Annotated in this window: 12 protein-coding genes; 7 read left to right on the plus strand and 5 right to left on the minus strand. The window is 56.6% G+C overall.

Annotated elements, in window-relative coordinates; all coding sequences use genetic code 11:
- The first annotated feature begins 251 nt into the window (after positions 1–251).
- Positions 252–938: an EAL domain-containing protein gene (locus tag ABLV64_RS14010; protein ID WP_004203719.1), complete on the plus strand. Its 687-nt coding sequence runs from the start codon at positions 252–254 to the stop codon at positions 936–938.
- A gap of 135 nt (positions 939–1,073) precedes the next feature.
- Positions 1,074–1,484, plus strand: coding sequence for a Spy/CpxP family protein refolding chaperone (locus ABLV64_RS14015; RefSeq protein ID WP_348843068.1), 411 nt, complete (start codon positions 1,074–1,076; stop codon positions 1,482–1,484).
- Between the two features lie 85 nt (positions 1,485–1,569).
- Here the strand turns inward: ABLV64_RS14015 and ABLV64_RS14020 are convergent, their stop codons facing one another.
- The gene (locus ABLV64_RS14020; protein WP_348843067.1) at positions 1,570–3,072 is read right to left on the minus strand and encodes a UbiD family decarboxylase; all 1,503 of its coding nucleotides are present in this window, start codon (positions 3,070–3,072) and stop codon (positions 1,570–1,572) included.
- Between the two features lie 121 nt (positions 3,073–3,193).
- On the opposite strand from ABLV64_RS14020, the gene ABLV64_RS14025 reads away from it, so the two are divergent.
- Positions 3,194–4,093, plus strand: a complete 900-nt coding sequence (locus tag ABLV64_RS14025; RefSeq protein ID WP_017898653.1) for a LysR substrate-binding domain-containing protein — start codon at positions 3,194–3,196, stop codon at positions 4,091–4,093.
- On the opposite strand, the gene ABLV64_RS14030 is transcribed toward ABLV64_RS14025, so the two are convergent.
- A complete protein-coding gene (locus ABLV64_RS14030; protein ID WP_100098572.1) occupies positions 4,090–5,874 on the minus strand; it encodes a sensor domain-containing diguanylate cyclase in 1,785 nt (594 codons plus the stop codon). The genes ABLV64_RS14025 and ABLV64_RS14030 overlap by 4 nt on opposite strands.
- A 73-nt stretch (positions 5,875–5,947) precedes the next feature.
- A complete protein-coding gene (locus ABLV64_RS14035) occupies positions 5,948–7,156 on the minus strand; it encodes an HD domain-containing phosphohydrolase (protein WP_065904680.1) in 1,209 nt (402 codons plus the stop codon).
- Positions 7,157–7,459: 303 nt separating this feature from the next.
- Here ABLV64_RS14035 and fraE point away from each other — a divergent pair, with 303 nt between their 5' ends.
- The 4 genes from fraE (at position 7,460) to ABLV64_RS14055 (ending at position 11,213) form a co-directional block, all read left to right on the plus strand.
- The gene (gene fraE / locus ABLV64_RS14040; protein ID WP_004203728.1) at positions 7,460–8,503 is read left to right on the plus strand and encodes a fructose-asparagine asparaginase; all 1,044 of its coding nucleotides are present in this window, start codon (positions 7,460–7,462) and stop codon (positions 8,501–8,503) included.
- A gap of 673 nt (positions 8,504–9,176) precedes the next feature.
- Complete coding sequence (lpxP, locus tag ABLV64_RS14045; RefSeq protein ID WP_004203729.1) at positions 9,177–10,091, plus strand: kdo(2)-lipid IV(A) palmitoleoyltransferase; 915 nt, start codon at positions 9,177–9,179, stop codon at positions 10,089–10,091.
- A gap of 89 nt (positions 10,092–10,180) precedes the next feature.
- On the plus strand, positions 10,181–10,819 hold the full coding sequence (gene leuE / locus ABLV64_RS14050) for a leucine efflux protein LeuE (protein ID WP_004203730.1): 639 nt from the start codon (positions 10,181–10,183) through the stop codon (positions 10,817–10,819).
- A 130-nt stretch (positions 10,820–10,949) separates the two neighbouring features.
- Positions 10,950–11,213, plus strand: a complete 264-nt coding sequence (locus tag ABLV64_RS14055) for a DUF2534 family protein (protein WP_004203731.1) — start codon at positions 10,950–10,952, stop codon at positions 11,211–11,213.
- A gap of 59 nt (positions 11,214–11,272) precedes the next feature.
- Here ABLV64_RS14055 and ABLV64_RS14060 read toward each other — a convergent pair whose 3' ends face one another.
- Both ABLV64_RS14060 and ABLV64_RS14065 read right to left on the minus strand, forming a co-directional pair.
- Positions 11,273–11,398, minus strand: a complete 126-nt coding sequence (locus ABLV64_RS14060; RefSeq protein WP_004203733.1) for a hypothetical protein — start codon at positions 11,396–11,398, stop codon at positions 11,273–11,275.
- 192 nt (positions 11,399–11,590) lie between these two features.
- A complete protein-coding gene (locus tag ABLV64_RS14065) occupies positions 11,591–11,692 on the minus strand; it encodes a YoaK family small membrane protein (protein WP_004150782.1) in 102 nt (33 codons plus the stop codon).
- Between the last annotated feature and the right edge of the window lies 1 nt (position 11,693).

Raw genomic sequence — 11,693 nt, forward strand, 5'->3', positions numbered from 1 at the left:
AAAAAGCATGAAGCCGCAATGCCTGGTGATGGATTATTTTGTAACTGGCTGGTTTGAAACGATATTTTAATTTTGACTTAGGTGGGGATGACAGCGGTGGCAAATTTATATTAATTCACTTTACCGATCAATAAATTATATCTTGATAGCTTTTAGCTATCGAATGTTTCTTATCGATCATTTTAAACTATTTTTGTTGGCGGGAAATATATGACATGCTTTAACCCTTTCTTATTTCTGGTATTTTTTAAATGGTTAAAGAAAACGTGAAAAATACCTCTTATCGCTTCGTTCTGGAGCCCGCTATTAGCGATGATGGTGCCTACCACTCGTGGGAATTGCTCACTAAAGACATTATAGCACCCGCACAAAATAACACCTCCGCGCCCACGTTTTCTTTCTCCACGCTCACCGAACGCGACAAGCTTGCACTATTTACCCGGCAAATCGAATTGCTTTCCGTCTTTGATTTTTCCCAGGTCGATAATAAGCCGATCTCGCTGAATATTGATGATTTATTAAGCCATTTTATTCTGACCGATCGCTATCTGTGTGATTTTCTGCGCGCCAGTAAATACATCGCCCTGGAAATAAATGAGAATTTTCATGAGTTTATCGCCGGTCGCGAACTGACGGCGCTGAGCACGCTGGCGGCGCTTTGCCCGGTCTGGCTGGATGACTTTGGACGCGGACGCACGACTTTCCGGCTGCTGGAGCGATTTCGCTTCGATTGCGTCAAAGTGGATAAAGATTATTTCTGGGACAAAGAAAACGATCCCGCTTTGCCTGGGCTGTTACAGGCTATTCATACCCTGACCGGGCATGTGATTGTGGAGGGGATCGAAACCGAAAAGCAAAAACGGTTAATCACTGCGGCCGGGGATATCATTGGTCAGGGCCGTTACTGGAAGGATGAATATATCTTTCTCTGCTGCTGAGCCCCCACCGGGGCGAGGTTTCGGTGACCTGCCATTCTTTTCTTATCCAGTTTTAAACGAATGCTTTGTTACAGATAGGCTTTATTCCCGCGATGATAATCCCGTCTCTTTTACTTGCCTGAAGGATAACTCATTGTGAATACACGCTTGCGTAACACCCTGATCGCCATTGCGCTGACCACCTGCTTCACCGCCGCCAGCCAGGCGTCGACCTCGGCTGACGTGCCGTCTGTCTCGCAGGACCCGGTTGTCCAGCATCTGAAGCTGAGTGAGGATCAGGTCGCCAAAATCCAGGCGCTGCGTCAGGGATTCGAAAACAATGTGAGCCAGATTAAAATCAGCGGCTATCAGGACGGCGCCCTGGCCGACGTTATTCACTCCGGGAAATGGGATGAAGCTAAAGTCAAACAGCAGCTGGCTGCTTTTGGCCAGCTGGATCAGCAGGTGCGCTACTATCGTGTGAAATACTACTTTGACTTCAGCCAGGTGCTGACTGCCGAGCAGCGCGAGCAGGTGAAAAAAGACCTCGCCGCGGCGATTAATTAACCCGGCCTTCGCCATCCGCTCCGGATGGCGCTGAATCGGGCGACAGACGCCGCGTGTCCGGCGCCAGTCGCCCAGCTTGACTGACTTACTGACCGTGGCCGTTTTCCAGACGGGCGAAATACTCCGGAGCAAACGGACGCGGGTCGACATCGGCAAACGGCGCACGCTCAAAGTGTGGCTTCAGCGCCCAGGGGACCGTGCAGTCAAAAATCGTCTTGCAGCTGATACCTTCCCCGCGGATCGACGGACTGTATTCCGGCGTCTGGGAAGGATCGAGCTGGTGACCGCGGATACCGGGGAGGGTGGTGATGCTGATATCCCCCTGCATGCGGGTGGTCATCGCCCACAGGATATCGTCGCTGTCAAAGATATCGACATCCTCATCAACCAGAATGATGTTTTTCAGTTCGGAATAGGTCGCCAGTGCCAGCAGCGCAGCCTGTCCCTGACGACCTTCGTCGGCGGGCTGACGTTTTTTCACCTGCAGGATCCCCAGAAATTTACCGCCGCCCGCGGTGTGGGCGTAGACATTTTGTAAGAAGCCCGGGATGGCAGCCTCGACGGCATTCCAGATACTGGCTTCCGTCGGCAGCCCAGCGAGGGTGGTATGCTCTTCCCCCGGTCCCACCAGCGTCTGCAGGATCGCATTGTGCCGCATGGTGACCGCTTTGACTTTGATCACCGGCAGCGACGGGTTGGCGCCGCCGCAGTAGCCGGGAAATTCCGGCATCGCGTGGCCGCTGTTGGTGTGCTGATCCTCTCTGACGCGCACGCCGGGCAGCAGTTCGCCTTCAATAACGATCTCGGCGCGGGCGATGGCTTTCTCCGGGACGCTGACGCCCTGCACCAGCTCCACCGGGCGCTGACGCAGCGCGCCGGCCACGCCCAGTTCGTTATAGCCAAACGGCGTGGTGGGGGCTTCGAAGCAGGCGCCAATATAGATGGCCGGATCGAGACCCATATTGATGGTTATCGGCAGCGGTTTTCCGGCAGCCTCGGCTTTCTGGCGAAACACTTCGATATGGCGGCCGGCGGCAAGAAACATCGACAGCTCATCCCGGCCCTGCACGCACAAGCGGTGGATGGTGACGTCGGTGAGCGAGGCGTCGTCAGGATCGCTGGCCAGCGCCAGGCCCAGGCAGAAGAAGGGGCCGGCGTCGATCGGGGTGTTGGTGGGCGCCGGGAGCAGGGTGCGCAAATCAAAGTCCGGATCGTCGGCCAGAAAGATCTGCTCCTGACAGGGGGCGCTGTCGGCCGGGACCACTACCGGCGCGACCGGTGTTTTCACCGCTTTACCCACCTCCAGCGCCAGCTGCGAAGCTTCGCAGCCCAGCAGCAGCGCTGCCCGCTGGCGGCTGGCGTGCATGCCCACCAGAATGCGCGAATGCGGATAGCCCTTAATATTGTTAAACATCATCGCCGGGCCAATGCGGGTGGGGCGCTTCACAGTGCCGCCGGCGCCGATATGGCGATAGACGCCGGCCAGCTCGGCGTTAGGGTCCACCGGATGATTGGTTTCGAGGTACTGATTGTCATGCTGTTGCAGCAGCGCGATGGCGTCGCGCAGATCCTGAATCGGTGCGGTCATGATGTTCTCCTTAGCGTGTCGATGCGCACAGTATGCTTCGCAGGCTAATGGTTATCAATTGCATCATTAATGCTTTATTGATAATATTTTTATTATCAATCAAGCCCACCGGAGTCCGGCCATGTCCTTGCGAGCGTTACGCCATTTTGTGGTCGTTGCCGAAGAGTTACATATGCACCGGGCGGCGGAGCGGTTGCATATCGCCCAGCCCGCCCTCAGCCAGCAGATCAAACAGCTCGAGCAGCGTCTGGGGGTGGTGCTCTTCTCCCGCGCTAACCGCCGTCTGACCCTGACCGCCGCGGGCGAGGCCTTTTGGCAGAAGACGCGGCTGGCGCTGGAGATGGTCGACCAGGCGGCACTGGACGCCCAGCGCACCGCGCGGGGCGAGCAGGGAAGACTGCATCTGGGGTATGTCTCCAGCGCGATGTACGACAGCAAACTGCCGGGGCTCCTGCGCGAGCTGCGCGCCGACTGGCCGGGAATTGAGCTGTCGCTGGTGCATGGCGATGTGCAAATGCTCTACGAAGCGCTGCTGGATCTACGCCTGGATATCGCCATCATCCGCGCGCCGCTGGCCTCGCCGCCGGACGCGCTGGTGGTCAGGCCGTTTGTGCGGGAAAAGCTCTGTCTGGCGCTCTATCAGCAGCATCCACTGGCAGGGGTAGGGGCGCTCAATCTGGCCTCATTGCGCGCGGATAACTGGATCTCTCTTAACGATCCGCAGGGCACCGGGCTGGAGCAGGTATTTATTGACGCCTGCCGCGTCGCGGGCTTTACGCCGCAGGTGGCGCAGCGGGTCAACGACGTCACCTCGATGATTAGCCTGGTCTCCGCCGGGGTCGGGGTGGCCCTGGTTCCGGTCTCGGCGCGGGCCTTACGCCTCGATAACGTGGTGTACATCGATCTTCAGGACCGGCTGGCGGAGAGTGAGCTGAGCATGGTTTACCACCGCCATATCCGTTCGGCGGTAGTACGGAAAGTCATCTCGCTGCTCAATGCGACTGAGCACTCACCCGGTTAACCGGTCTTCAGGCGGCCAAAGCTGACAATCCTTGAGCGGCCCAGCTCTTTCGCCCGGTACAGCGCGGCGTCCGCCGCGCGCAGCAGGCTGTCGCTTTGGGTATGCTGCGGATAGCTGGCGATACCAATCGACACATCCACCTGACCTATTTCGGTCAGACCATCGCGCAGCGTCATATTATGCACCTGGGTATAGATCTCGCTGGCGCACTGGTGCGCCTCGGCTTCGTCAATGCCGGGGAGCAGCACCAGAAACTCCTCGCCGCCGTAGCGGAAAGCCATGCCGATATCGCGCACCGCGCGCTGCACGATGGTGGCGACGCTCTTAATCACCAGATCCCCGGCCTCGTGGCCGTAGCGATCATTGATGGCTTTAAAATGATCGATGTCGATCATCAGACAGCTCAGCGGGGTGTGGGTATGGACCGCCAGCGCCATCTGTGAATGCAGCGCTTCGTCAAGATGATGGCGATTACGCAGGCCGGTCAGGGAATCGAACAGCGCTTTTTCCAGCAGGGCGCTGCGTAAACGCTGATTGGCCAGCGCCAGGCCCAGCGCTTCCGCCATCAGCTCAAGGTAGGCCCGGGAAGGGGCGTCACTGGCGGTAACGTTCTGAAAGGTCAGCAGCCCGATGGCTTCGCCCTGGGCGATAAGCGGTACGCAGAGCGACTGGCCGGCGTGCTCCTCCGGCAGATGATAGCAGGTGATATCGGGTTCGCCCTGCACCGGCGGATGGCTGAGTCCCCGACGTATCGCCCAGCAGTCGTCGGGTGAAAAGGGCGTCGTCTCCCCCGCGGGCGCCAGCCACTGCGCCACGCAGCGCATCTGCCAGGGATCGGTATCCAGAATATACAGTTTCCCGGGGATCGTCGGGGCGATATTCGGCGCAAACAGTTCTGCCACCTTAATCACATCCTCAATGGTTTCACAGCCCTGCAGCCGCTGGGTCATGCGCGCCAGCAGTTCGCGGATCGCCCAGTCGGCGTCGCGCTGCTGCTCCAGCTGCTGGCGGGCCAGGCCGTTCTCGCGAAAAATTCGGATGGCCTGGGCCATATCGCCAATCTCATCCACCTGAGTGAACTGCGGCGTCTCCACCGCATAGTCCTGGGAGGCGAGACGCTGCACCACGTCGCTCAGGCGAACCACCGGGTAGAGCACCCGGCGTTTGAGAATAAAGCCGAGGACGAACAAAAACATCAGGGCGGTCAGGCCGACCATGATTTCCGACAGGGTTCGCCAGATCCGCGAGCGGTCGGTGGCCTGGTCAATGGCAACGGCGGCGCGATTTTCGAGCATCTGACGGAAGCGATCGATCTGCGTCTGCATACGTTCCAGCTCGGTCTCGTATGCATTGCCGTACAGCACCGCGATGGCCGCTGGCGCATCGCCGTTGGCGACATGCGCCAGGGCGGCCTGCTGTTCATCCTGAAGTTCAGCGGCAATCTGCAGGCCATCGTGCAGCAGCGCCAGCTCCTCGCGGCTGGCGCCGTTATCTTTCAATCTGGCCAGCCGCAGCTCAATGCTTTTGTCGCTCCGCTGCAGCTGCTGATACTGCTCCAGCGTCTCCGGCGAGGGCTTAACCACGTATAGCCGGGCGAGGTCAGACAGCGCCCAGGCGTCGTTTTCCACCTCGTCGGAGAGGGTATCAAAGACCTGGCGCTGCTGTACCGCCTGGCGTTCGACGCGGTCAGCGCTGGAGGCCATGAGCATGGCGCTCCCGGATGCCAGCGTCAGGCCGACGGTGATCCCGTAGGCCCAGTTGGTGATGGTGGCGATTCTCACCCTGTGTTTCCTTGCATGCAGATGAAGCGGTTTTAATTATAGAACCCGCCCCCGGTTATGACGGCGGCCCGCTTCAGGGACGGTGCTCGCTGCGGGGGTGTTCAAGGGTCTGAAGAATGATGGCGTGTAGCGTTTCCGCATGGTGGCGTAAAACGAGAAAGACATCGCGATCCAGAGCGCCATTTATAACATCCGTTTCCATAATCTGTAAGGCCTCCTGCCAGGCCATCCCTTTACGATAAGGGCGATTTTCGGTCAGGGCGGTGAAAATATCGGCGATGGAGATAATCCGGTCGGCGAGGGTCAGGTGATCCTTTTCGAGATGCAGAGGGTAGCCGCTGCCGTCCAGTTTTTCATGATGATTCGAGGCCCAGTTGATAATGTCGCCAAGCTCGCTGTAGTCGCTCAGGAGATCTCCGGTCATGTAGCTGTGCTCGCGTACCTGACTCAGCTCGTCGTCATCCAGCTCGCCCTCTTTTTCCAGAATAGAAAGAGGGATATAAACTTTACCAATGTCATGCAGATAGCCGGCAACCTGTATTTGCTGGCAGGTGGGCTCTGGCAGCTGCATCCAATGGGCAAGCTGGCGGGCGATTTCCCCGACCATAATACTGTGGCTGGCGGTAAAGCTGCTGTAGGTGTCGACAATTTTGGCAATCAGCAGGCAGACATCTTTCAGACCGTCAATATCCAGATATAGCGTGTTGATGGGGGCAATAATTTCCAGCAGCCGTTGAATATGCCCGGGATGCAGGTGCTGCCAGAAGCTCGCATTTTCAGCGACCTCGCACAGGGTATCGCAGAGCAGCGGATCGATCTCCCGGTGCAGGGTGACGAACTGCTCCACCACTGCCCGCATGGGCCACGCGGCCACGCGGCTATCCGCCGGCAGCAGCCGTTCAAAGGCATCGGCGAAATAGACAATATGCTGTTCGCGGCTGCCGCGGTGCTCCGGGCTAAAGTGGTGGTCGCGAATAAAGGGGACGATGGGCTGGAAGGTTGCTAACCCCTCAAGCATCGCCGCCCCCTGGCGCTGATGCGGATCGTGGATATTATCGATGGCATCCAGCGAATGGATGGTGCGTCTATCACCCAGTACGCCGATATCGTGCAGCAGCGCGGCGCAAAAAATGGTCTGCTGACGCTCGGCAGGCAGCTCCAGCCTTTGCGCCAGCGTCAGCGCGATTAAGGCCGTTCGTTGCATATGCCGGTGCAGTTCAGGGTTAATGATCTGAATGACGTTGGTGGTCAGCATCAGGGCCGACTTCAGGGCAATGCGCATTTCTGTTCTCCGTTCGCGTCACCTGGCGGGCATAAATGACCTTGAGGGTGACGGAAGTGTCGATAATCTGATCGCAATGCGTGTTGTGTGTTGCTGAACGGGTAAAATCTCATAATGTATGGGGTCATGGCGCCTGCCCGGTTCAGATCCAGTCATGCACCAGATTTGGGCGATGTTGAGGCGAGAACCTTATTATTGTCTGATAGTTAACCATTTACCCCCCGTAAAAGATATCAATTCTGGCAAGCCCTTTGCATTAAGCAAGCGTAAGTTTGATTAATGTCTATGAAGGGAGTGACCTGTATGAATTTTAGAGCATTACTTGCCATTGCGTTACTGACGATAAGCAGCCTGGCGTTTAGCGAGACGCGTTTACCGCATATTGTCATTTTAGCCACCGGCGGGACGATTGCCGGCTCGGCGGCCAGCAATACCCAGACGACGGGCTATAAAGCCGGGGCAATTGGCGTGCAGACGCTGATTAACGCCGTGCCGGAAATCAGTAAAATTGCCCACGTCGAAGGTGAGCAGGTGGCGAATATCGGCAGTGAGAATATGACCAGCGATATTATTCTGCAGCTCTCGAAGCGGGTGAATGCGTTATTAGCCCGGGATGATGTCGATGGCGTGGTGATCACGCATGGCACCGACACCCTCGATGAAACCCCTTATTTCCTCAATCTGACGGTGAAAAGCAATAAACCGGTGGTCTTTACCGCCGCGATGCGTCCGGCGACGGCGATCAGCGCCGACGGACCGATGAATCTGCTGGAAGCCGTCACCGTCGCCGCCGACCCGGATGCCCGCGGGCGCGGGGTAATGGTGGTGCTTAACGACCGCATCGGCGCGGCGCGCTTCGTCACCAAAACCAATGCCACCTCGCTGGATACTTTCCGGGCGTCGGAGGAGGGTTATCTTGGCGTCGTGGTGGGGGGAAAACCCCAGTTTGAAACGCGGGTGGATAAGGTCCACACTCTGCGCTCGGTCTTCGATGTGCGTCAGCTGAAGGCTCTGCCGAAAGTGGTGATCATCTATGGTTACCAGGACGACCCGGAGTATATGTACGATGCGGCGATCGCCCATCATGCCGACGGTATTATTTACGCCGGCACGGGGGCAGGTTCGGTGTCGGTACGTAGCGCCGCCGGTATTAAAAAAGCGCAGCAGGCGGGCATCGTGGTGGTGCGCGCCTCCCGCACCGGCAGTGGCGTGGTGCCGCCGGACGAGAGCCAGCCCGGGCTGGTGGCCGATTCCCTCAATCCAGCGAAAGCGCGTATTCTGCTGATGACGGCGCTGACGCAAACGAAAGATCCGCTGCTGATCCAGCAATATTTCCACACCTATTGATCCTCTACGGCCAGAGCATTGTTCGCGCCCTGGCCGTGCTGTTCTCGCAATGACCCGACGCGAGTGCATACCGGCGCCGGGTCATTGTCCGTCATTCATCCCGCCTATTTTTGCGCGCGGGAGGTAAAGAAATATTTTTTTATCAGCCGGCGAGGGCGGCATTAAAATGCCTGCGCAAGGGAAGACGATTATTTTTAAAGCGGGCTTAAATAAGCCTATTCTTAATTATTCTCTTAAGGCGAATTTAATCTTCCTTATGCTGATTGATTACACATGATGCATTCCGCGGCGCACGCGCTTTATTTATCGCGTCCACAAACGACGACGCAACATGATGCGCCACGCCGCTGTCCGCGCGGTTTGGCGGACGACAACGCCCCGTAGACAGGGCGTCGCCGGCGAAGGATTCGGTTTTTTCTGCTAGTAACGCGGATGATTAGCGTGAAAATGATATACATGATGAATATATTAAGAGGATATCAAGATTTAAGTTTACATTTGGTAACATTTGTGCCGCAATTATGTTTTTTTGTCAGCACGCTGTTTTTTACTTGCCGGAGGGAATTTCAGCGGATTAGTATTGTCCTACTTGCTGTACGTACCGCCTAATGATGATAAATGGATTCTGTTTTCCTTAAGCGTTACCACATAATTAATGTTTACAGGAAAAATCATGGCCTGCGTATTTAATAAACAACTTTTACACCCGCGCAACTGGCTGACCTGGTTTGGGCTCGGCATCCTCTGGTTGATTGTACAACTGCCTTATCCGCTGCTGCATTTTATCGGCACCAGCGCGGGTCGTCTTTCCCGACGTTTTCTCAAACGCCGCGAACATATCGCCCGGCGCAATATTGAACTCTGCTTCCCGGAGATGTCGCCGGCGGCGCGCGAGACCCTGATCGATCAAAACTTTATGTCGCTGGGAATGGGGCTGATTGAAACCGGCATGGCCTGGTTCTGGAGCGACGAACGGGTCAAAAAATGGTTTGATGTCGAGGGCTTTGCCAACCTTAATCATGCGCTTAGCGGCGGGAAAGGGGTGATGGTCGTCGGCGTGCACTTTATGTCGCTGGAGCTGGGCGGGCGCGCCATGGGGCTGTGTCGTCCAATGATGGCCACCTATCGTCCGCATAACAGTCCGCTGATGGAGTGGGTGCAAACCCGCGGTCGCCTGCGCTCGAACAAAGCGATGATCGATCGTAACAACCTGACCGGCCTGGTACATGCCTTAAAATCAGGCGAAGCGGTATGGTTTGCTCCGGACCAGGATTACGGCCCCAAGGGCAGCGTGTTTGCGCCGTTTTTCTCCGTCCCGCAGGCGGCAACCACCAACGGCACCTATGTGCTTTCCCGCTTATCGGGGGCGAAAATGCTGAGCATCAGCATGGTGCGCAAGCTGGATCGCCAAGGCTACAGCTTGTACATTAGCGAAGTGATGAATGACTATCCGGGTGAGGATAAGCAGATCGCCGCCGGCTATATCAACAAGGTGATTGAGCGCGAGATCCTCCGCGCCCCTGAGCAGTATCTGTGGGTGCATCGCCGTTTTAAAACCCGCCCGCTGGGTGAACCTTCCGTCTATTAACCTTCCCGCACAGGCTGCGCTTTCAAAATCCCGACAGTTGGGGTAACGTGAGCCGGATCATGTTTTAGTCGTGCGCGAAGGAGTGCAGAGTGTTCGCTGAGTTTGGTGTTCTGAATTATTTGACTTACCTGGTCGGGGCGGTGTTTATCATCCTCGTCCCTGGCCCTAATACGTTTTTTGTGCTGAAGACGGGCATTGCCCACGGCGTGAAGAAAGGCTATCTGGCGGCGGCGGGCGTCTTTATTGGCGACGCGGTGCTGATGTTTCTGGCCTTTGCCGGCGTGGCGACGCTGATTAAGACCACGCCGGTGCTGTTTAACGTCGTCCGTTACCTCGGGGCGATTTACCTGCTGTGGCTGGGGGGCAAAATGCTCTATGCGGTGCTGACCCAGCGTGACGGCCAGGCCGACGCCAGCGCAGAGCCGGCGAGCGCGATCCTCAAGCGTTCCCTGACCCTGAGCCTTACCAACCCGAAAGCGATTCTGTTTTATGTGTCGTTTTTCGTGCAGTTTATCGATGTCAACGCCAAAGCGCCCGGGGTGGCGTTCTTTATTCTGGCGCTGACCCTTGAGGTGATTAGCTTCTGCTATATGAGCTTTTTGATCCTCTCCGGCTCGTTTGTCACCCGCTACGTCAAAACCCGCAAGAAGCTGGCTAAACTTGGCAACAGCCTGATTGGCCTGGTTTTCGTTGGGTTCGCCGCGCGCCTGGCTACCCTGCAGTCCTGATCCCCACGGGCCGGTTACCCACAGACCGGCCCGCCGCCTCTTATTCTGTCCTGTAACAAAAACCCTTCATTTTTTATTGCATTGGTGTTACATATACAGCCGTTTATCGCACAGCAAAAAGGAAGCCCGGATGATTCTGCAAAAACTCCTCAGCAATAAAAACTGCAAAAAATACTGTCTGTCGCTCGCGGCGGTGTTTGCTATCGCGCTGGCGGTGGTGGGACGGGCGACCTTTGGCGGCGTGGTGAGCGAGTACAATATGCCGTACTCGGAGTGGACGACGTCTATGTTCTTCCTGCAGGGGGCGATGGTGACAGTTTACAGCATCGTCTTTACCGCGCTCTTCGCTATTCCGCTCGGCTTTATTTTCCTCGGCGACGAGCGTCAGGATTAAGCGTCAACGGGCGAACCGCGGTTCGCCCTGTCTTATCGGCTCATCAACAGCGTGAAGCATTAATCATCGTCATGATAATGGTGATGGTGGTGGTGGCGATGGTGGTGATACCCATCGTCAACAATGCATCCCGATAACAGCGTGCACAGCGCGATAATCAACGGTAACACGATCGGCTTTTTCATCCTTACTTCTCCCGCTATTTTTCTTTCCCCGTGGCCAAGAATGCCGCGGCGGATAACGTGAGTGTAAAGCGTTAACTTATTGATGGGATAGGATAACTCCGCAATATCGTCGCGGCGATCACCACCAGCCGAACTGGGCGCCGGCCACCGCCACGATGGCGACAACCAGCATAATAATGGTGCTTTTTTTCATTATGCCCCGCCCGGCGCCGCATAGCCGCCGACAAAAAACCAGCCGAGAAAGACGACGGCGATGATAAAGATCGCCACCGGGAAAAGAATACCCAATTTCATG

It is taken from the genome of Klebsiella sp. JB_Kp031, assembly GCF_040064295.1.
Taxonomy (GTDB): domain Bacteria; phylum Pseudomonadota; class Gammaproteobacteria; order Enterobacterales; family Enterobacteriaceae; genus Klebsiella; species Klebsiella quasipneumoniae.